This window comes from Rhizobium favelukesii (genome assembly GCF_000577275.2).
Taxonomy (GTDB): Bacteria; Pseudomonadota; Alphaproteobacteria; order Rhizobiales; family Rhizobiaceae; genus Rhizobium; species Rhizobium favelukesii.
This window is the reverse complement of the sequence record NZ_HG916852.1, coordinates 1402715-1422217: the sequence shown is the minus strand read 5'-3', so window position 1 is coordinate 1422217 and position 19503 is coordinate 1402715. Positions and strand designations below refer to the sequence as shown.

Sequence of the window (19503 nt, the reverse complement as noted above, 5' to 3'; positions counted from 1 at the left end):
CGGCTGAGCAAGATCGATGACCGCAATGAGCGCGCCCAGGCCATCCGCCTCCTTCGTATCGAGCGCGCCGAGCGCGCCAAGGCGAGCGCGGCGGAAATTCAGCGATGGCGCCTCGAAGGGCGGCGCTGATGCCGTTTGTCGTCGACGCGTCCATCGCTGCTGCATGGCTGCTACCGGACGAGGAAAATGTCGAGGCGGAAGCGGCGCTGTCTCTCCTGGAGATCGATGACGCCGTTGTGCCGGATCTCTTTTGGCATGAAATGCGCAATATTCTGTTGGTAGCAGAGCGCAAACGCCGGATCGGCAGCGAGGATATTCTGGCCTGTCTTGTGCGCCTGGAAAGCTTGCCCCTGCGAACAATGTTCGACGATGATCACCAAACAATCATTAGGCTCGCGAGAAAACATCAATTGTCAGGCTATGATGCCGCCTATCTTGCTCATGCTTTGAAACAGGCTGTACCCGCAACAATCGACGCGAAGCCAAAGCTAGATGCCGACGCGGAACATTTGCGGCCGATTTCGCTTTAGCTCAACAACTCGCGGTTTAACATCGCCCACTGCAGCAGTATGATCGTCTTTGCGTCGGCGATCTCGCCCTGCTCGACCATCGCTATCGCCTTGCCGAGCGGCACTTGCAGAACTTCGATATCCTCATGCTCCGCGGCAAGCCCACCGCCGTTCGATACGCGATCGGTCGTATCGATCGATGCGGCGAAAAAATGCAGCAGTTCCATGCTCGAGCCCGGCGAGCTGTAAGCCTTGAAGAGAAAGCGCACGTCGCGGACGCGGAAGCCGGTCTCTTCCATGGCTTCCCGGCGAATCGCGGTCTCTGGCTCGTCGCCGTCGAGCAGCCCCGCCGGCGTCTCGATGATCCACGCCGGCTCATCGTGAAGGTAGACCGGCAGCCGGAACTGCCGGACCAGGACGACCGTGCCCCGCTTGGGATCGTAGAGCAGGATCGTCGCTGCCGGCGTGCGATGGTAGACCTCGCGCTTCAGCCTATGGGTCTCGCCGTCGGAATCCGTGTAGTCGATCTGGTAGCCGCTGAGGCGTGTCCAACCGTTCGAGAGCGTCTTTTCGTCGACGATCTCGACTTTTGCCTTTTCGAACTTCGTCATGCGGCATCCCTGCGAAGCCAGACCTTGTTGTCGTGAATCGCCGCACCGCCATATGGCGCGACAGGATCGGCTCCGGTCAGCACGTTGACGCCTTCGCCGTCGACATGCGCCTTATTCGGCCAGAGGCCTTCGGCGATCAGTACGCCCGGCTTAACCTCGTCGGTGATGCGCACGTGGATGCGCAGGTCGCCGCGGCTGTTACCGATCCGCACCAGGTCGCCATGCTCGATGGCGCCCGCGGCAGCGTCAGCCGGATTCATCATCAGCTCCGGTCGTCCTTCCTTCTGGCGCGAAGTCTTTGTCTCGGAGAAGCTCGAATTCAGGAAGTTGCGCGCCGGCGACGTCGCCAGGCGGAACGGATGCTCGACATCCGCCACTTCGATGACGTCCACCTGATCCGGGAACGGCGGCAGTTGCTCGTGCGGGCCGAGCGCACCAACGGCAGCCGGCGGCTTGTTCGGTGCGGGACCGTTGACCCAGTCGGGCCGGAAATGGAATTTACCATCCGGATGTGCGAAGCCGTTGAGGAAGTGCGAGTCCTCGAAAGCTGGCTGGCGATCGAACCATTTGTGCTCGAGGAAATGATCGTAGCCTGGCAGGTTGCTGGCTTCGAGAACCCGATCGACCATGTCGCGTGCGGTGAAGCCAAAGCCGGGGCGGTCGTCGACGCCGAGACGCTTTGCCAACTCCTCGATCACGAACAGGTTCGTTCGCACGCTCGGCGGCGGCTCGACCAACTTGGGACCGAGGAGGATGTGGTTCTGGCCGCCGGCGCGATAGATGTCGTCATGCTCGACGAACATCGTCGCCGGGATGACGATATCGGCCATCTCGGCCGTTTCCGTCATGAACTGCTCGTGCACCGCGACGAAGAGATCGTCGCGGGCAAAGCCGCGCTTCACCAGCCGCTGCTCGGGGGCGATGTTCACAGGGTTGGTGTTCTGGATCAGCATGGCTGTTACGGGTCCGCGCTGGCGCAGCGCCACCGCATCGCCGGTCAGTGCACGGCCGATCTGCGACTGGTCGATCATGCGGATATCGGCATCCATCATCGACTTGCCAGTCAATTCCGCATTGTTCATGCGGAAGATATCGCTGTTCGAATGGAAGGCCCCGCCGCCCTCATATTGCCAGGAGCCCAGGACGGTGGCGATGGAGGCGGCTGCGTGCATGGCGACCGCGCCGTTGCGCTGGCGGGTAAAGCCATAGCCAAGACGGAAATAGGTCTTCTTCGTCGTGCCTAAAAGCCGTGCGAAGGCCTCGATCTCATCGACGGACAGACCAGTGATGGCGGCAGCCCATTCCGGCGTCTTGGTTTTCAGATGCGTTTCCAGGCCGCCTGGATCGTCGGCATATTTGGCCATGTAGTCGCGATCTGCGTAGCCGTCGCGGAAGGCGACATGCATTGCCGCACAGGCAAGTGCCGCGTCCGTGCCCGGCTTGACGATCAGCGCCATGTCGGCCTGCTTCATCGTCGGATTGTCGTAGATATCGATGGCAACGATCTTGGCGCCGCGCTCCTTGCGGGACTTGATGGCGTGGGTCATCACGTTGACCTGCGTGGACACTGCGTTTGTGCCCCAGATCACGACGCAATCGGTGCGGCCCATCTCGCGGGGATCAGGTCCGCGCAGTGTCCCCGTCGCCATGGTGAAGCCGGTCCAGGCCGGATTGGTGCAGATCGACGAGAAGAAACCCGAGTAGCGCTTGGCGTGACGCAGGCGATCGATCGAGTCGCGCTGCACCCAGCCCATCGTGCCGGCGTAGTAATAGGGCCAGATCGCCTCGCTGCCGTCCCTGGCTTCGGCTTTGACGAACGCTTCGGCGATTTCGTCCAGCGCATCGTCCCAGGAGATCTGCTGCCACTGCCCTGCCCCCTTGGCGCCCGTTCGGCGCAGTGGGTGCATCAGCCGGTCGGGATGATAGAGACGCTCGGCATAGCGTGCAACCTTCGCGCAGATGACGCCTGAGGTGTAGCTATGGTCGTTTGCGCCGCGCACACGACCGATGCGACCGTCCTGGTTGATTTCCACCTCCAGCGCGCAGGTGGAGGGACAGTCGTGCGGACAGGCGGTGTGACCGAGCCTGACGTTCGACTTGGCGGATTTGGCGTGAATGGGGGTCGCAATATTCATAGGTTTTCTATATTCGAACCGGCAACCGGCCAAAAGCCACAAATGACGCCGATCAGGCGAATTCATCACGGGCATCAGCGAAAATGAACTACCGCCACATCTACCACGCGGGCAATTTTGCCGATGTGCTCAAACACGCCGTTCTGGCGCGGCTGATCCGCTACCTTCAGAAAAAGGACGCGGCCTTCCGCGTGCTCGATACCCATGCGGGTATCGGGCTTTACGATTTGTCGTCCGAGGAGGCCCAAAAGACCGGCGAATGGCGCGATGGCATCGGCAAGCTCCTGGAGGCGGGCCTCGCTCCGCAGGTCGCGGAACTGCTGGAGCCTTACCTTTCCGCCGTCCGCGAGTTGAACCCGGAGGACGGCATCCGCTTCTATCCTGGCTCTCCGAAGCTTTCGCGCATGCTGTTTCGCCCGCAGGACAGGCTTTCCGCCATGGAGCTGCATCCCGAGGATTTCGCGCGGCTGCATCGGCTCTTCGAGGGCGATCATCATGCACGCATCACCGAGCTTGACGGCTGGCTGTCGCTCGGCGCGCATCTGCCGCCGAAGGAAAAGCGCGGCATCGTTCTCGTCGATCCGCCTTTCGAGGAGGACGGCGAATACGAACGGCTGGTGGATGGTTTGGCGAAGGCCTACCGCCGTTTCCCCGGCGGCACCTATTGCCTTTGGTATCCGCTGAAGAAGGGCGCGCCGATCAAGGAATTCCATGAGGCACTACAGGCCCTCGATATTTCGAAGATGCTCTGCGCCGAACTCAGCGTGCGCAGCGATCGCGGCATCACAGGGCTGACCGGCTCCGGACTGATCGTCGTCAATCCGCCGTTTACACTGAAGGACGAACTGCACGTGTTGCTTCCTGTGCTCAAGGACCACCTCGCACAGGACCGATACGCCTCGCATCGCGCGTTCTGGCTACGCGGCGAAAGCAAGGCGGCAAAGGATGGTTGACCGACTCTTGCCGGCGCGAAATAGTCGCGCCGAAACATCACCATATGGAAAAGCGACCATGAAGATCCTTTGCGCACCGACGTCTCCCTATTCCAGCAAGGTACGTATGGCCGCGCGCTACCTGGAACTCGATGCCATTGAAATCCGGGTGGATACCAACGCCGGTCCGGCACTCCTGGTCGATAACAATCCGCTCGGCAAAATCCCGACGCTGCTGACCGACGACGGGCTGTCGATCTTCGACAGCGTCGCCATCATGCACTATTTCGACCGGCTGAAAGGCAAGAAGCTCTACCCCTCCAAGAACGGCAAACGGACGGAGGCGGAAATCCTCGAGGCGCTATGCGACGGCATTTGCGATTGCCTGCTGGCAATCGTCTACGAGCGACGCTTCCGTGACGAAGAAAAGGTGCACCAACCCTGGATCGACCGCCAGTGGAAGAAGGCAGTCAGTGGCCTGAACCATCTCAGCGTGCACCTGCCGAACATCGGCAGGCGGCTGCACGGCGGCCACTTCGCGCTCGCAGCGACGCTCGGTTACCTCGATCTGCGTTTCGAGGGACAGTGGGAAACCGACCATTCAGAACTCATCGGCTGGCGCCGCGAATTCGAAAAGAAATTCGCCGCCTACAACGAATTGAAGCCTCAAACCTGAGCCGGGGCTCTGTCGACCTTCACGAAATCCACGAAGGCGCGCAGCGCCGTCGGCAACTGCCGGCGGCTCGGATAATAGAGGAAAAAGCCCGGATAGAAGGGGCACCAGTCTTCCAACACGGGTATCAGCCTGCCATCGGCCACCGCCCTTTGGACCTGCTCCTCAAAAAGATATCCGAGACCGCAACCGTGCAGCACGGCATCTAGGATGATGTCCTGATCGCCCAACGTCAGAGAGCCTGCAACCTCGATCTCCAGTTCGATCCCGCCGCGTTCGAACTCCCATCGATAGAACGCGCCTGCGGCAAAGCGGTAGCGTATGCATTCGTGATCGCGCAGGTCATGCGGCGTCACCGGCTTGCCCCTGTTCTCGAAATAGCTTGGCGCAGCAACCACCGCGAAACGATGGCGCGGACCGATCGGCACGGCGATCATATCGGCGGCTACGCTTTCACCAAACCTTACACCGGCGTCGAAGCCCGATGACACCATGTCGACGAGCGCGTCGTCGATGACGATCTCGACCTCGACGGAGGGATAGGCCTTCAGGAAGCGGGAAACGATGGGCAACAGAACAAGCCTGGTGGAAGCTCGCGCCGCATTGATGCGCAGCTTGCCATACGGTTGGCCGCGAAAGCTGTTGAGGTCTTCAAGTGCCGCGTCGATGTCGAGGAATGCCGGGCGGATGCGGTCGAACAGCCGCTCGCCGGCCTCGGTCAAGGCCACCCCGCGGGTCGTCCGGTTGACCAGGCGAACCTCCAGCCGCTCTTCGATCGCCCTTAATGCATGGCTGAGGGCGGAGGCTGTGACACCCAGTTCGACGGATGCCTTCCGGAAGCTTCGGTGATTTGCGATCGCGAGGAAGATCGCCAGATCGGTGGAGCGCACACGCTTCATTGATGAATTTTTCTCAGTAAGTCGTTAAACACAGCGTAGATTCTCTCAACTATGCCAATACGCTACCTTCACTGCGCAGGCAAATCGCAGCGCAACGGACAAAGGAGATCGTCATGCGTGTTTGGTTCATCACAGGGGCATCGCGTGGTTTCGGCGCCCTCATCGCCCAAGAGGCCCTCGATGCAGGCGACGCCGTCGTCGCGACGGCGCGCAACCCGAGGGGCCTTGAGGAGAAGTTCGGCAATCATCGCAATCTGCTCGCCGTATCATTGGATGTGACCGATGAAGCCTCTGCGCACAAGGCAGCGGAAGCGGCCTTCAAGCGCTTCGGCCGGATCGACGTGCTGCTCAACAATGCCGGATTCGGCCTGCTTGGTGCCGTGGAAGAAGCGACCACGGAAGAGATCGGGAAGCTCTACGCCACGAACGTGTTTGGCCTCTTGAAGGTTACCCGCGCGGTGCTGCCGCACATGCGTCGCCAGCGCTCCGGGCACGTGCTCAACATCTCGTCCATCGGCGGCTACGAGTCCCATGCTGGTTGGGGGATCTATTGCTCGACCAAGTTCGCAGTCGAGGGCCTGTCTGAGGCGCTGGCAGCTGAAGTGGCCCCGCTGGGCATCAAGGTGACGATCGTCGAGCCCGGCTTCTTCCGCACCGACTTCCTGGACGAGAGCTCTCTCGCCGTCAGCCCGAGTTCGATCGCTGACTACCGGGAAACGCCTGTCGGCGCGATGCGCGAATTCGCTGCCGGCCATAACCACCAGCAGCCCGGCGACCCTGCTCGCCTTGCGAAGGCAATGGTCACACTGGCACATTCGCAAAACCCGCCGCTGCGAATGCCGTTCGGCAGCGATACCGTGGCGGTGATCGAAGCGAAGAACGAACATGTCGCGAAGGAACTCGCCGCATGGCGTGAGCTTGCAGTTTCGACTGACTTCCCAAAGCAGGACGCTTGAGGGTTCATCTGACAAACAAAAAAAGCCCGGCGGGGCCGTAATGCAGTTCACTTAGGTTTGCTTACGGCTCTTATCGGGTATCTGGCAGGCAGTTTTTTGACGACACGGGGGCATGATCGCCCCCGTTTTTCTGTCAGCAGCAAGTCTGCCAATCTGTTTCTCAATCTGGTGAGGTGGGCGGGGATTTTGCCGGGTGCTTCGATCGCCATCCATCCCCATTCGTGACGCAGGTAATGCAGGGCTGTGATAAAGCTTAGTCGGGTTGGCTCGACTTGGGCTTCGGTCGCGACCTCTGCCATTTCGAGCCGCACCAGATTGTAGGCCAGCAACGCGCCCCAGACCTCCTGATAGACAGTCTCCGGCGTGCCGCTTCGCAGGGTCAGTTCGCTACCGAGAAGCTCCTGCTTGAGTTCGCGATAACTTGTCTCGATGCGCCATCGCTCTTCATACTGATGGACGATTTCGCTTGCCGGATAAGTTTGTCTGTCCATCAGCGATGTCAACAATATGCGCTTTTTGCCATGGCTGGTGGTCGTCTCGATGGCCCTGACCTCCCAGAAGGCCGGCAAGTCCGGTTCTGCCTGCCGCGCCTGGGGCGAGACCTTCATGCGCACCCGATAATCGGTGGGGTGCGGATCCAGTCGTTCCCATGTGCTGTTGGCTTTGGCCGGAATCAGCCAGTGACGCTCATGTCCCTTCGTCTGCAATTGCAAGAGAAGGCTGGCACTGAAGAAGCCCTTGTCGAAGACCGTCAGCGAATGGTCCGGAACCCGGTCGAGCAGGCTTTTGGCATAGAGCATCTCGTTTGTGCCATAGGCTCCGAACACCGCATCACGCACCAGATGCGTCGCCAGCGCCGTCAGCGTCAGCAGCCGCAATTGCGGATAGCTTGCGACAACGCCAGACGCGTAGGCCTGCGCTCCAAAATGCGCCCGGTTCTCCGGGCTGTCGGACGTCCGCAGCGTGCTGCCGTCCACGGCATAACGACAAAGACCCCGCCAGGCACGCCCGGATTGGTGGCGTTCATCCCAGCATGATGCACTCATTGCAAACAACTGCGCCAACGGTGCCTGACCCAAGCGCTGCCGTGCCTGTGTCAACGCGCTCTTGGCAATATCCGCGTTGACCTCATCGGGCAAAACCAGATCAAGATGGGCCACCACCTCCGGGATCGACTGATGACGATAAAGGGCCAACGCAATCACCAGCCAGACGACCTGCTCGGCTGGCAGCTTGCGCTTGCGGATGCTCGCCTTGCCTGTCGTGGCGAGAGCCTGAGCGATCCAGTCCGGGTCGATCGCCTGCGAAAGAGCCGATAATTCGGCCGAATGTCCAAGGGTGCGTGACATCACAAACAAAAACAGGATGGGAAAACGAATCCCCATCCTGAACCATCAAACTTGCCCGCAGCTCACTAAGTGAACTGCATTAGGGCTAGAGCCCGGCTTTTCGTATTCGATGTTCGGCTTAGAACTTGACGCCGATACCGACCTTGACGCTGTGTTCGTCGTAACCGCGCGAAATGTTCGCGCCACCGACGTTGAAGTCGCTGTCAGCGTAGTTGGTGTAACGGTACTCGACACGCGCCGTGATGTTGTTGGTCACGAAGGTTTCTGCACCCGCGCCAACCGTGTAACCGAGCGACGTGTCAGTGTCAGAGCCGGCGGCGTTGCTGAACTTGTTCTTGGTGGCGGCAAGACCCGCTGTACCATACAGCAGGAACGGGTTCAGATCGTAGCCGATACGGCCGCGAATCGAGCCGTTGACTTCGTTCTTGCCCTCGCCGCCGCCGGCAGCGCCGTCAGCACCGGAATAGCCGATGTCGGCTTCGGCACCGTAAACGATCTGGCCAGCCTGCCAGTTGTAACCGGAATAGATCTGACCGCCGAGAGCACGCGCGTTGTACTTGTCGCCGAAGCCACCGAGGTTGTAGGTGCCGGCGCCACCGAGGTAGAAGCCCTGCCAGTTGCCTGCCGGTGTTACCGGTTCATTCTGTGCAACCGGAGCTTCCGGGATCTGGTCAACGGCATCAGCTGCATAAGCGGCGGAAAACCCGCCAAGGGCAACGGTCGAAACCAACAGGCTAGCAATAAATGTACGCATACTCGTCTCCTTTCAGACCCGCGTCCTTCGTCAACTGTCTTACAGCGAAGCATTCGCGGGCTATTACAAATGTCCCTTGCGGTTCGGAAGGGAAATTGATGCCCAATTGAGGATTTGAAAGAGCCAAATTGTGATTTGATTGTGGCGCCTGAATGGCTGAAATTCGATGTTGCTTTGCAGCAACAGAATATTTGTTAACCATAATGAATGGTTAAATCATGAATACTTATTTTATGAAATTATATTCTTAAATAATACATACAATAATTCCCAACGCATCGCAATCAAAACACCTATTTATCTGCCCTTCGCTGCAGCCTATATAAGCAGCGAACAGAGTTTCGTGGCGAAAAGGCATGATTTTGAACGAGAAAAGACTTCGGACGGCACTCGTGACCGGGGCGGCCAAAAGAATAGGCAGGGCGATAGTCGAGGATCTGGCCGCGAATGGCTTTTCGGTCGCGATCCACGCCAGTCGTTCGATTGACGCAGCCGAGAATTTCGCGGCGGAACTGCGGCGAAGCGGTTCTCGGGCGGTCGCCGTGCAAGCGGACCTCGAGAAAATTGACGAGACAAGCGATCTGATAAGGAAGGTCTCAGAGACGCTTGGACCGATCGATCTGCTCGTCAATAACGCCTCCGTTTTCCACGAAGATTCCGTCCGCCATATCGATGCCAAGGCCTGGGACGAGCATTTCGCCGTCCATGTCCGAGCGCCCTCGATTCTCTCGGCGAACTTTGCGGCGCAGCTGCCCGAACAGACGGATGGGCTGGTCGTCAACGTCATCGACCAGCGCGTCTGGGCGCTACGACCGAGCTTCTATTCCTATACATTATCGAAATCGGCCCTGTGGACGGCGACACAGACCATGGCGCAGGCGCTCGCGCCGCGCATCCGCGTCAACGCTATCGGCCCCGGTCCATCGATGCCGAGCGAGCGGCAGTCGCAAGAAGACTTCCAAGCGCAGGTTTCCGCGCTTATCCTCAAGCGAGGGCCAAAGCTCGAGGAATTCGGCAAAACGATTCGCTTCCTCTACGAAATGCCCTCGATCACCGGTCAAATGATTGCCCTCGACGGCGGCCAGCATCTTGCCTGGCAGACGCCCGATGTGGCGGAGATTATGGAATGAATTCAAGAAAGCTGCCCGACGGCGGCGTTCTTTACGACGAAACGGACGAAAGCGACGACGATATCGACGTGGAGAGCGAGGCCTCCGCTGCGCCGATTTCGGCTGCGATCGATTGGAATGAAGGCGGGGTCAACGAAACCGGCCTCGTCGGTGCCGAACTGATTGCCGAATTCGTCAAACGGCTGCCGAACAGCCCGGGCGTCTACCGCATGTTCAACGAGGCCGGCGACGTTCTTTACGTCGGAAAGGCCCGCAGTCTCAAGAAGCGCGTCAGCAACTACGCGCTCGGCCGCGTGCACTCGAACCGCATCGCTCAGATGGTGCGACTGACGGCGAACATGGAGTTCGTGACGACGCGCACCGAGACCGAAGCGCTGCTCTTGGAAGCGAATCTGATCAAACGTTTGCGGCCACGCTTTAATGTGCTGCTGCGCGACGACAAGTCGTTTCCCTACATCCTGATCACGGGTGATCATCGCGCCCCGGCGATCTTCAAGCACCGTGGCGCCCGTGCCCGCAAGGGCGACTATTTCGGGCCCTTTGCGTCAGCCGGCGCCGTCGGACGTACGATCAACTCGTTGCAGCGCGCCTTCCTCATTCGGACCTGTACCGACAGCGTCTTCGAAACACGCACCCGCCCCTGTCTTCTCTATCAGATCAAGCGCTGTTCCGGCCCGTGCACGCATGAGGTCAGCGACGAGGGATACGCCGAGCTCGTTCAGGAGGCCAAGGACTTCCTTTCCGGCAAGAGCCAGAAGGTCAAGGAACATATGGCGCAGGCGATGAACCTCGCGGCGGACGATCTCGACTTCGAACGCGCCGCCGTCTACCGTGACCGTTTGGCCTCGCTCTCGCATGTTTCCAGCCACCAGGGCATCAATCCGGCAGGCGTGGAAGAGGCGGATGTCTTCGCGATCCATCATGAAGGCGGCATCTCCTGCATCCAGGTGTTCTTCTTCCGCACCGGACAGAACTGGGGTAACCGCGCCTATTTCCTGAAGGCCGACCCGCAGCTGTCGGCTGCCGAGGTGCTGAACGCCTTCCTGGCCCAGTTCTACGACGACAAGCCGGTGCCGAAGCAGATCCTGCTTTCGGAGACCATAGAAGAGATCGAACTGCTTGCGGCCGCACTCGGCGAAAAAGCCGGACACAAGGTGTCCATCCTCGTGCCACAGCGCGGAGAGAAGCGTGATCTGGTCGAGCACGTGATCGCCAACGCACGCGAGGCGCACGGCCGGAAGCTCGCTGAAACGGCCTCGCAGTCTCGCCTGCTCGAGGGTTTCAAGGAGACGTTCCGGCTCCCCTATGTGCCCCAGCGCGTCGAGATCTACGACAACTCCCACATCATGGGCACCAATGCCGTCGGCGGCATGGTCGTCGCGGGGCCGGAAGGCTTCGTGAAGAACCAGTACCGAAAGTTCAACATCAAATCGACCGACATCACGCCGGGCGACGACTTCGGCATGATGCGCGAGGTGATGACGCGCCGCTTTTCCCGGCTACTCAAGGAAGAGGGAATTCCTGACCGCAGCCAGCCGGCATCGCCGGCGGATGCAGCCGATATGCCCTTCCCCGCTTGGCCTGATGTGATCCTGATCGACGGCGGACAGGGACAGATGACCGCCGTGCGCGCCATCCTCGAGGAATTGGGGATTACCGACAGCGTGATCGCCATCGGCGTGGCCAAGGGCGTCGACCGAGACGCCGGGCGCGAGCGTTTCTTCCCGCCGGGACGCGAGAGCTTCACCTTGCCGCCACGCGACCCCGTCCTCTATTTCATTCAGCGCATGCGCGACGAAGCGCACCGCTTCGCCATCGGCTCGCATCGCGCCCGGCGTAAGAAGGAGATGGTCAAGAATCCGCTCGACGAGATCGGCGGGATCGGGCCGTCGCGCAAGCGCGCTTTGCTGCAGCATTTCGGAACCGCCAAGGCGGTCTCCCGCGCCGCCCTTTCCGACCTGATGGCCGTCGAGGGTATTTCGGAGACCGTCGCCAAGCAAGTTTACAACCATTTTCACGACGACGCAGCGAAATAGGTGGAGGCGGTCGCAAATTCCACGCAAAGGCAGCGAAAAAACAGAAAGAATGTTGACGCTTTGCGGTCAAAGCCGTCATCTACGGGCACATCACTTCAGAGATATGTTTCATGGCATCGCGCGCATATAATATACCGAACCTGCTGACCTACGGCCGCATTCTGGCAGTGCCGCTGATCGTGCTGTGCTTCTTTCTCGAAGGAAAGCTGGCGATCAGCAACACGGCCCGATGGGTGGCGCTGTGGATCTTCGTCATCGCGTCGATTACCGACTTTCTCGACGGCTATCTCGCCCGCATCTGGAATCAGACATCGAACATCGGCCGGATGCTCGATCCGATCGCCGACAAGCTGCTGGTTGCGTCCATTCTGCTGCTGGTCGCAGCGGACCAGACGATTGCCGGCTGGTCCATCTGGGCGGCGATCACCATTCTCTGCCGCGAGATCCTGGTTTCGGGACTGCGCGAATATCTGGCGGCCCTCAAGGTCAGCGTGCCCGTGACCCGGATTGCCAAGTGGAAGACCACGGTGCAGCTGGTCGCGATCGCCTTCCTGCTCGCTGGCCCTGCTGGCGACGAAGTGTTCCCTTATACGACGAAGACAGGCATCGGTCTTCTCTGGATCGCAGCGATTCTGACGATCTACACTGGCTACGACTATTTCCGGGCCGGCCTGAAGCACATCGTGGATGATGAAGAATGACAAAGCTCGTCTATTTCGCCTGGGTGCGCGAGCGGATCGGTAAGGCTGAAGAAGACATCGCCCTGCCCGCTTCCGTCGTCACCGTCACTGATCTTCTGAATTATTTGAAGACGATGGGCGAGGAATATGAGACCGCGCTTCAGTTTCCCGATGTCATTCGCGTCGCGATCGACCAGGAGCACGTCGACCACGACGAGCCGATCGGCAACGCCAGGGAGATCGGTATTTTCCCGCCGATGACCGGAGGCTGACGTGAGCAGCAAGGTCCAGCCGCATATCCGCGTCCAGCGCGAGGACTTCGACCTGCAGGCGGAAGTCGACCGGCTCAGCACAGGCACCGACGGTGTTGGCGCGATCGTCACGTTCTCAGGCTTGTGCCGTGACGAGGGCGGAAGGCTTGCAGCACTTGAACTCGAACATTATCCGGGGATGGCCGAAGCGGAGATGACACGGATTGCAGGCCTTGCGATCGAACGTTTCGGGCTCCTCGGCCTGACAGCCATCCACCGCTACGGCAAGATCGCCGCGCGAAAGAATATCGTGCTTGTCATCGCCGCGGCGCCGCACAGGCAGGCTGCATTCGACGGTGCGAATTTCGTAATGGACTATCTGAAGACAGCCGCTCCTTTCTGGAAGAAGGAGCACGGCAAGGATGGCTCCACGGGCGAATGGGTTGCGGCCCGGGACGCGGATGACGCTGCACGCGACAAGTGGAAATAGTCAGGGTATGGCCCGCTCCCTCCTGCTGAGAACGAGAAGAAGCACAAGTAGCGAGAAGACCACCAGGTCGCGCCAGAGATAGGGGCCGTAGGCGCTCCACATCGTCTCCGCGACACCGAGACCGGCGGCGCCGGCGGCCGACTTCAACGGGTCCGAATATCCGCCGACAGCTGCGACCATCAAAACCTTGAGGCCGAACATCAGGCCGGCGCCGAAATCCATCGTGCCGTAGTAGAAGGTGGCGAGGATGCCACATGCCGTGGCGATCAAGCCTGCCGACGCGTAGGCGATGAGGAACACGCGATCGGCGCTGGTGCCGCAGAGTTCTGCTGCCAGGGGATCGTCGGTAACCGCGCGCCACAGACGCCCCCAGGACGTGCCCCTCATGATGACAACGCCGAGCGCCATCATGGCACACATCAATCCGGTATTGATGAGTTGGATCTCCGTGAGCGTCACCTTGAACGCCCCGTCGCTCCAGAATACCACGGCGCTGTTCAGGAAAGGCGAAAGCCACAGGCTTTTCGTGTCGGATGCAAGCCTGGCCGTTTCCATGAGGACGATGGTGATGCCGAGCGCCGCCACGATCACAGTATTCGACGACTGGCGCACCAGCGGCAGCATGATGGAGCGCCCGATCCAGATTGCCGCCAGCATCGAATAGATAACCGAAAACAGAGCCCCCAGTGCCAGCGCGGCCGGCAGGATCAGCCAGAGCCTGTTGTAGCCTAGATCGGTGAAGAGCAGCAAAATCTGACCCGAGAAGGCGAAGATCGCCCCATAGGTGATATCGGCGCGCTTGGTGACCCCAAAGGCGATGGCGTAGCCGAACGCAAGCGCGGCGTAGAGTGCAGCCACAGGGACGGCGTTCGCCAATTGCTGCAGCAGATAGGCCATAAAGAACTCCCGATTGCAGAAATCATAACTAGCAAAACGTATTTTACCAGTTATATTTTCATCATGAGCTTCTCCTGGACCCCACACCGCTTTTCCGGAAGCGCATTGGCACTGGATGTCGCCAACAGCGTCGTCCTGAGGCATGACGAGACGCGACGGATCGACCGCTTCGAAGCACCCGCCCAACTGGAAACCTTTCCGCAGGCTGCAGCGGAGTTCTGCGCGGAGCGGGCGATCTTCGGTGACATGGTTGCTCCGGCGCCAGATAACAAAGGGAACTTCCTGGAGTTGCGCGAGGCGACGGACAGGTATTTCCGGGCTCGCGTTTCAGGCGATAATGACGATCAGCTGCTCGCCGACCTTCTGGGGGCGCTGGCCCGCACGCTGCATGGTGCCAATGGAGCAAACGGCCTCGACGTAGCAACCGCGCATTCCGTGTTACGGCTCATCGCGATGCCTGACCCCGAACGTATGAAGGTCTGCCGCAATTGCGGCTGGCTCTTCATCGACCGCAGCAAGAACAGAAGTCGCGCCTGGTGCGACATGGCGGTGTGCGGCAATCGCGCCAAGGCGAACCGGCATTATCGCCGGAGGAAAGAGGAGGAAGCGCCATGAAAGCGATATCGATGGCCGTGCTGCTTGCAAGTGCAGTGCTGACCGGATGCCAGCGAGAGACCGACAAGTTTGTCGAGGTCAGCGGACGCGTCTTCGTTTTCAACTACCGGATCGCGATCGCGACCTATGTCGTGACGCTGAACAAGAAGGCCCCTATCCCGGAAGGCACTGTCGCCATCGCGGAATTCGAGAACCCTGCGGGCGGCGACGTGTTAGTGACGAATGAAAAGATCTACCCGTTCTGGGACAAGATCACGCTTCAGAGCCCTGCAATTCATTGCGTCAAGAAGGACAAGCCTTACGCCGTGAGCGTTCGTCTTGTCGACGCCAAGGGAGAGACATTACAAAGCCTGAAGACCGAGGTGATTTCGAGCCTTGACCAGTCTGTCATGCCCGGCAAGCCGCTGGTCGTTGGTCCGCTGTATACAAAGAATCCTGAGGTCTTCAAACCGGACGGCACTGTGGATTACGATTCCGCCGCGACCTGCCCTTCAACGTAAAAAGCCGGAGCAGAGCCCCGGCTTTCAGAGTCAATTCAATACCTTCAGCGGATTCCCTGAGAGCCTGTCTCAGCCGACGATTTCTGTGTCGGAGAACCAGTACTTGATTTCCTGAGCAGCGGTTTCCGGGCCGTCTGAGCCGTGAACCGAGTTTTCGCCGATCGACAGGGCGTGTGTCTTGCGGATCGTGCCTTCGTCAGCGTTGGCCGGGTTGGTCGCACCCATGACTTCGCGGTTCTTGAGGATCGCGTTTTCGCCTTCCAGAACCTGGACGATCGTCGGGCCGGAGGTCATGGTTTCAACGAGTTCACCGAAGAACGGGCGATCCTTGTGAACGGCGTAGAAGCCTTCGGCTTCGCGCTTGCTCATCCAGACGCGCTTGGAAGCGACGACGCGCAGGCCGGCGTCTTCGAGAATCTTGGTGATAGCGCCCGTCAGGTTGCGCTTCGTTGCGTCCGGCTTGATCATCGAGAAGGTGCGTTCAATCGCCATTGGTCAAAATCCTTTATTCCGTGGGAAAAGTGGGCGGTGTTTACCCGCCTGATAGCCCGAAAACAAGTGGGCATCGGCAATTTCACGCCGCTGTCACGAAACGATTGCCTGTTGCCGCAGAGCAGATGCGCGCAGGTCTGCTGTCCAGACGACGACCTTCCCACCGGAGGGCATCGCATTCGTCTCGATCACGTTCCGCTGCTTTTCGCGACAGTAAATGCGCAATGGATACTATGCATTAACTGCATTTCACTGTTTCGCGCCGCGACTTCAACTACAAGCGCAGAATTTAAGCTATCTTAAGCGCGATAGTTGCATAGAGAACCAAACGCCGGCCATAGCGTCGGAACGAGGGGATCGTCATGCGAACTGCGCCGAACTCACAGGTACAACGCGAAGCCGCACCACGTCCGGCTGCCCCGACGGATATCCAGCGGATCGCGCAGCATATGGCAAGGCTCACGATCGCCGGCCTGCCTCGCAACTATGAGCTTTTGCACGAGGCGATCATCGGCCAGAACGCCGGCCTGGCGCAGGATATCGCGGCGCTCGGCCCAAGCCCGCGGCAAGCTTCTCTCGACGAGCTGGGCCTGAGGTACCGGCTTGTCAGCCATTGCGGTCTCGCCAGCGAAGTCTCTCATGGCGAAACTAGCAAGATGCTGCGGGAGGCAGCGGAGCGACTTTCGGAAAGCCTTCGCCAAAAGCAGGCATTCGTGCGCGCTGCAGAAACAGCATTGCAATCCATCGCGGGCAATCTGGACCAGAGCCTCGGCTCGTTCATGAGCGAGATGGAGTATCTATCGACCTCTCTCTCCACCGTGTTGGCTTCGGAAAAGGATATCGAGGCCCGGCTGAGGAGCGACGTCGAGCGCCTGGAAACAATTGAGCTTGGCATTGCAGCCGCTCATTCCGCGTCGGCCACCGACAAGCTCACCGGGATTCCCAACCGCATCGCGCTCAACAAGGCAATCGCAGATCTCTATGATCGCGAGGAAGGCGCCTCCGGCAATGCCCTGATCATGGTCGATGTCGACGACTTCAAGGCACTCAGTACCCGCTACGGCACGCAGGTCGGCACCCGGTTGCTGAAGAAACTTGCGGATCTCTTTCGCAAGTCGATCAAGAAAAACGATCTTGTTGCGCGGACTGATGGCGATGAATTCGCATTTCTGTTTGCCAATGTCGGCATGCAGGAGGCCCTGGCGATTGCCGACCGGCTGCGCGCCTCCGTGGAAGATCACCTGGCTTTTGCGACCTCTGACAACACCGCGCCTGCCAAGCTCACGATTTCGCTCGGGATTGCATTGAGCGCTGACGCAGCGACGGCATCGCAGCTGCAGGCGAATGCGCGCGTCGCACTGCACGCGGCCCAATCAAACCGGCGCCAGCCCGTGCAAGCCTTCGGGCGCTGAGCGCCAGGCTCAGGCTTTCATCCGCCCCAAGTACTGCGCCTTCAACTCGCGACGCCACGAGAATATCGGCGTCGCGGGACATAAATGCCTATCCTTCAATCCGTGCGGGCATCGCACGATGCTTATCGCCGAAGCAATCATAGAGCGCAATTAACTTCAGCACGCGCCAAGCGATAAAGGGTTGCGGTAGCGATGTAACTTTCCGCCATATCGTGCCATCCGGCTTCGCCGCGCCCTTGCCTTCGGCCAAGAGTTCCGCCAAAACCCGGCGCATGATCACGATTTCCGATATTTCCGCACGTGTTGCCGGCCGCCTGCTTCTCGATCACGCCAGCGTTTCGTTGCCGGCCGGCGCAAAGGCCGGACTGGTTGGCCGCAATGGTGCGGGCAAGTCCACGCTTTTTCGGGTCATCACCGGCGATTTGGCTTCGGAAAGCGGTTCGATATCGATCCCGAAAAATGCTCGCATCGGTCAGGTGGCGCAGGAAGCACCGGGAACGGAAGACGCGCTGATTGAAATCGTACTGGCAGCCGACAAGGAGCGCTCGGCGTTGCTGGTGGAGGCGGAAAATGCCACAGATCCGCACCGCATCGCCGAAATCCAGATGCGACTGGTCGATATCGACGCGCATTCAGCGGAAGCGCGTGCCGCCAGCATCCTCGCGGGCCTCGGCTTCGATCAGGAAGCGCAGTCGCGATCGGCCTCGTCCTTCTCGGGCGGCTGGCGGATGCGCGTCGCCCTCGCGGCCGTCCTATTCTCCGAGCCCGACCTGCTGCTCCTCGACGAACCGACCAACTATCTCGACCTCGAAGGCACGTTGTGGCTCGAGGACTATGTGCGCCGTTATCCGCATACGGTCATCATCATCAGCCACGACCGGGACCTGCTGAACAACGCCGTCAACTCGATCGTTCATCTCGACCAGAAGAAGCTCACCTTCTATCGCGGCGGATACGACCAGTTCGAACGGCAAAAGGCCGAAGCTGACGAGTTGCAGACCAAGGCACGGGCAAAGAACGAGGTTGCGCGCAAACACTTGCAGAGTTTCATCGACCGCTTCAAGGCAAAGGCTTCAAAGGCGCGCCAGGCGCAGAGCCGCGTCAAGGCGCTGGAGCGCATGGGCACGGTGGCCGCCGTCATCGAGGATCACGTCCAGCCGATCACCTTCCCGGAGCCGGAAAGGCAGCCGGCCTCCCCGATCGTTGCCATCAGCGGCGGCGCGGTCGGCTATGAGCCCGGCAAGCCGATCTTGAGAGGCCTGAACCTGCGCATCGACAACGACGATCGCATCGCACTGCTGGGCTCTAACGGCAACGGCAAATCCACGTTCGCGAAATTCATTTCCGGTCGCCTGTCAGCAGAGACGGGAGAAGTCAAGCTCGCGCCGAACCTGAAGATCGGCTTCTTCGCGCAGCATCAACTCGAGGATCTGATCCCCGACCAGTCACCCGTCGAGCATGTGCGCAGCTTGATGCCGGACGCGCCGGAAGCGAAGGTGCGAGCGCGCGTCGCCCAGATGGGCCTTGCAACCGAAAAGATGTCCACCGCGGCAAAGGATCTCTCCGGTGGCGAGAAGGCCCGCTTGCTGATGGGTCTCGCTGCCTTCCACGCGCCGAATTTGCTGATTCTCGACGAGCCCACAAACCACCTCGACATCGACAGCCGGCGGGCACTCATCGAAGCGCTCAATGACTACGAGGGTGCCGTCATCCTGATCTCGCACGATCGCCATCTCATCGAGGCGACGGTCGATCGATTGTGGCTCGTCAACAATGGTACCGTGACGACTTTCGAAGGCGATATGGACGAGTATCGCGACCTCGTTGTCGCGTCGGGCAAAAAGAAAGATGAAAAGCCTCAACTCGCTGAAGAGTTCGCCTCGAAGGCGGACCAGCGCAAGCTGAATGCCGAGAAACGCGCGTCGCTTGCGCCGCTCAAGAAAAAGATCAACGAAATTGAATCCTTGACCGGCAAGCTGGAGACACTGATTCAGGCGCTTGATGCAGAACTTGCAGATCCGCTGCTCTATGAAAAGGCGCCCGCGAAGGCTGCCGAAAAAGCCAAGCAGCGCGGCGAAGCCGCCGCAAAGCTCGCGGCTGCTGAAGAGCAGTGGCTGGAGCTTTCGTCGGAATACGAAGAAGCCATGGCGGGATAGGCACAGCCGGCGGCGGAAGCTTGTCG

General features: G+C 59.9%; 20 protein-coding genes. 13 read left to right on the top strand and 7 right to left on the bottom strand.

What is annotated here, in order from left to right; translation table 11 throughout:
* Nucleotides 1-128: 128 nt before the first annotated feature.
* Nucleotides 129-530 carry a type II toxin-antitoxin system VapC family toxin gene (locus LPU83_RS45395; protein ID WP_024318601.1) on the top strand — a complete coding sequence of 134 codons (402 nt, stop codon included), beginning with the start codon at nt 129-131 and terminating at the stop codon, nt 528-530.
* Here the strand turns inward: LPU83_RS45395 and LPU83_RS45390 are convergent.
* Entirely contained in the window at nt 527-1120 is a 594-nt protein-coding gene (locus LPU83_RS45390; RefSeq protein WP_024318602.1) for an NUDIX domain-containing protein, read from the bottom strand. The two genes, LPU83_RS45395 and LPU83_RS45390, sit on opposite strands and share 4 nt — an antisense overlap.
* The gene (locus tag LPU83_RS45385; RefSeq protein ID WP_037069218.1) at nt 1117-3255 is read right to left on the bottom strand and encodes a molybdopterin-containing oxidoreductase family protein; all 2139 of its coding nucleotides are present in this window, start codon (nt 3253-3255) and stop codon (nt 1117-1119) included. Before LPU83_RS45385 ends, LPU83_RS45390 begins: the two co-directional genes overlap by 4 nt.
* A gap of 83 nt (nt 3256-3338) precedes the next feature.
* Between LPU83_RS45385 and LPU83_RS45380 the strand changes: the two genes are divergently transcribed.
* Nucleotides 3339-4208, top strand: coding sequence for a 23S rRNA (adenine(2030)-N(6))-methyltransferase RlmJ (locus tag LPU83_RS45380; protein WP_024318604.1), 870 nt, complete (start codon nt 3339-3341; stop codon nt 4206-4208).
* Nucleotides 4209-4266: 58 nt separating this feature from the next.
* Nucleotides 4267-4863, top strand: a complete 597-nt coding sequence (locus tag LPU83_RS45375; RefSeq protein WP_024318605.1) for a glutathione S-transferase — start codon at nt 4267-4269, stop codon at nt 4861-4863.
* Here the strand turns inward: LPU83_RS45375 and LPU83_RS45370 are convergent.
* Complete coding sequence (locus LPU83_RS45370) at nt 4854-5759, bottom strand: LysR family transcriptional regulator (RefSeq protein ID WP_024318606.1); 906 nt, start codon at nt 5757-5759, stop codon at nt 4854-4856. The two genes, LPU83_RS45375 and LPU83_RS45370, sit on opposite strands and share 10 nt — an antisense overlap.
* A gap of 113 nt (nt 5760-5872) precedes the next feature.
* Between LPU83_RS45370 and LPU83_RS45365 the strand changes: the two genes are divergently transcribed.
* Nucleotides 5873-6715 (top strand): oxidoreductase, encoded by an 843-nt coding sequence (locus LPU83_RS45365; RefSeq protein WP_024318607.1) that lies wholly within the window; start codon nt 5873-5875, stop codon nt 6713-6715.
* Between the two features lie 47 nt (nt 6716-6762).
* Here LPU83_RS45365 and LPU83_RS45360 read toward each other — a convergent pair whose 3' ends face one another.
* Together LPU83_RS45360 and LPU83_RS45355 are read right to left on the bottom strand one after the other, a co-directional pair.
* Complete coding sequence (locus LPU83_RS45360) at nt 6763-8100, bottom strand: IS4 family transposase (protein ID WP_197901934.1); 1338 nt, start codon at nt 8098-8100, stop codon at nt 6763-6765.
* A gap of 82 nt (nt 8101-8182) precedes the next feature.
* A complete protein-coding gene (locus LPU83_RS45355; protein WP_024316500.1) occupies nt 8183-8818 on the bottom strand; it encodes an outer membrane protein in 636 nt (211 codons plus the stop codon).
* A gap of 362 nt (nt 8819-9180) precedes the next feature.
* Here LPU83_RS45355 and LPU83_RS45350 point away from each other — a divergent pair, with 362 nt between their 5' ends.
* From LPU83_RS45350 to LPU83_RS45330, 5 genes are all read left to right on the top strand, one after another.
* Nucleotides 9181-9948, top strand: a complete 768-nt coding sequence (locus LPU83_RS45350; protein WP_024316499.1) for an SDR family oxidoreductase — start codon at nt 9181-9183, stop codon at nt 9946-9948.
* Complete coding sequence (gene uvrC / locus LPU83_RS45345; RefSeq protein WP_024316498.1) at nt 9945-11984, top strand: excinuclease ABC subunit UvrC; 2040 nt, start codon at nt 9945-9947, stop codon at nt 11982-11984. The genes LPU83_RS45350 and uvrC overlap by 4 nt, the downstream gene beginning before the upstream one ends.
* Nucleotides 11985-12094: 110 nt before the next feature.
* Nucleotides 12095-12685, top strand: a complete 591-nt coding sequence (pgsA, locus tag LPU83_RS45340) for a CDP-diacylglycerol--glycerol-3-phosphate 3-phosphatidyltransferase (RefSeq protein WP_024316497.1) — start codon at nt 12095-12097, stop codon at nt 12683-12685.
* Nucleotides 12682-12936: a molybdopterin converting factor subunit 1 gene (gene moaD, locus LPU83_RS45335; RefSeq protein WP_024316496.1), complete on the top strand. Its 255-nt coding sequence runs from the start codon at nt 12682-12684 to the stop codon at nt 12934-12936. The genes pgsA and moaD overlap by 4 nt, the downstream gene beginning before the upstream one ends.
* Before the next feature lies 1 nt (nt 12937).
* Nucleotides 12938-13405: a molybdenum cofactor biosynthesis protein MoaE gene (locus LPU83_RS45330; RefSeq protein ID WP_024316495.1), complete on the top strand. Its 468-nt coding sequence runs from the start codon at nt 12938-12940 to the stop codon at nt 13403-13405.
* On the opposite strand, the gene LPU83_RS45325 is transcribed toward LPU83_RS45330, so the two are convergent.
* Nucleotides 13406-14302 carry a branched-chain amino acid ABC transporter permease gene (locus LPU83_RS45325; RefSeq protein WP_024316494.1) on the bottom strand — a complete coding sequence of 299 codons (897 nt, stop codon included), beginning with the start codon at nt 14300-14302 and terminating at the stop codon, nt 13406-13408. It abuts the gene before it with no gap.
* Between the two features lie 63 nt (nt 14303-14365).
* Between LPU83_RS45325 and LPU83_RS45320 the strand changes: the two genes are divergently transcribed.
* Nucleotides 14366-14917, top strand: a complete 552-nt coding sequence (locus tag LPU83_RS45320; RefSeq protein WP_024316493.1) for a CGNR zinc finger domain-containing protein — start codon at nt 14366-14368, stop codon at nt 14915-14917.
* The gene (locus tag LPU83_RS45315) at nt 14914-15417 is read left to right on the top strand and encodes a lipoprotein (protein WP_024316492.1); all 504 of its coding nucleotides are present in this window, start codon (nt 14914-14916) and stop codon (nt 15415-15417) included. The genes LPU83_RS45320 and LPU83_RS45315 overlap by 4 nt, the downstream gene beginning before the upstream one ends.
* Nucleotides 15418-15486: 69 nt before the next feature.
* Here the strand turns inward: LPU83_RS45315 and ndk are convergent, their stop codons facing one another.
* Nucleotides 15487-15909: a nucleoside-diphosphate kinase gene (gene ndk, locus LPU83_RS45310; protein WP_024316491.1), complete on the bottom strand. Its 423-nt coding sequence runs from the start codon at nt 15907-15909 to the stop codon at nt 15487-15489.
* 362 nt (nt 15910-16271) lie between these two features.
* On the opposite strand from ndk, the gene LPU83_RS45305 reads away from it, so the two are divergent.
* A complete protein-coding gene (locus LPU83_RS45305; RefSeq protein ID WP_024316490.1) occupies nt 16272-17321 on the top strand; it encodes a GGDEF domain-containing protein in 1050 nt (349 codons plus the stop codon).
* Nucleotides 17322-17593: 272 nt separating this feature from the next.
* Nucleotides 17594-19477 carry an ABC-F family ATP-binding cassette domain-containing protein gene (locus LPU83_RS45300; RefSeq protein ID WP_024316488.1) on the top strand — a complete coding sequence of 628 codons (1884 nt, stop codon included), beginning with the start codon at nt 17594-17596 and terminating at the stop codon, nt 19475-19477.
* Nucleotides 19478-19503 lie beyond the last annotated feature (26 nt).

Coding starts and splice junctions, on each gene's coding strand:
- LPU83_RS45355 (WP_024316500.1), bottom strand. CDS start 8,818: ATGCGTACATTTATTGCTAGCCTGTTGGTTTCGACCGTTGCCCTTGGC.
- ndk (WP_024316491.1), bottom strand. CDS start 15,909: ATGGCGATTGAACGCACCTTCTCGATGATCAAGCCGGACGCAACGAAG.
- LPU83_RS45320 (WP_024316493.1), top strand. CDS start 14,366: ATGAGCTTCTCCTGGACCCCACACCGCTTTTCCGGAAGCGCATTGGCA.
- LPU83_RS45305 (WP_024316490.1), top strand. CDS start 16,272: ATGCGAACTGCGCCGAACTCACAGGTACAACGCGAAGCCGCACCACGT.
- LPU83_RS45325 (WP_024316494.1), bottom strand. CDS start 14,302: ATGGCCTATCTGCTGCAGCAATTGGCGAACGCCGTCCCTGTGGCTGCA.
- uvrC (WP_024316498.1), top strand. CDS start 9,945: ATGAATTCAAGAAAGCTGCCCGACGGCGGCGTTCTTTACGACGAAACG.
- LPU83_RS45360 (WP_197901934.1), bottom strand. CDS start 8,100: ATGGGGATTCGTTTTCCCATCCTGTTTTTGTTTGTGATGTCACGCACC.
- moaD (WP_024316496.1), top strand. CDS start 12,682: ATGACAAAGCTCGTCTATTTCGCCTGGGTGCGCGAGCGGATCGGTAAG.
- LPU83_RS45300 (WP_024316488.1), top strand. CDS start 17,594: ATGATCACGATTTCCGATATTTCCGCACGTGTTGCCGGCCGCCTGCTT.
- pgsA (WP_024316497.1), top strand. CDS start 12,095: ATGGCATCGCGCGCATATAATATACCGAACCTGCTGACCTACGGCCGC.
- LPU83_RS45385 (WP_037069218.1), bottom strand. CDS start 3,255: ATGAATATTGCGACCCCCATTCACGCCAAATCCGCCAAGTCGAACGTC.
- LPU83_RS45365 (WP_024318607.1), top strand. CDS start 5,873: ATGCGTGTTTGGTTCATCACAGGGGCATCGCGTGGTTTCGGCGCCCTC.
- LPU83_RS45315 (WP_024316492.1), top strand. CDS start 14,914: ATGAAAGCGATATCGATGGCCGTGCTGCTTGCAAGTGCAGTGCTGACC.
- LPU83_RS45395 (WP_024318601.1), top strand. CDS start 129: ATGCCGTTTGTCGTCGACGCGTCCATCGCTGCTGCATGGCTGCTACCG.
- LPU83_RS45370 (WP_024318606.1), bottom strand. CDS start 5,759: ATGAAGCGTGTGCGCTCCACCGATCTGGCGATCTTCCTCGCGATCGCA.
- LPU83_RS45380 (WP_024318604.1), top strand. CDS start 3,339: ATGAACTACCGCCACATCTACCACGCGGGCAATTTTGCCGATGTGCTC.
- LPU83_RS45375 (WP_024318605.1), top strand. CDS start 4,267: ATGAAGATCCTTTGCGCACCGACGTCTCCCTATTCCAGCAAGGTACGT.
- LPU83_RS45390 (WP_024318602.1), bottom strand. CDS start 1,120: ATGACGAAGTTCGAAAAGGCAAAAGTCGAGATCGTCGACGAAAAGACG.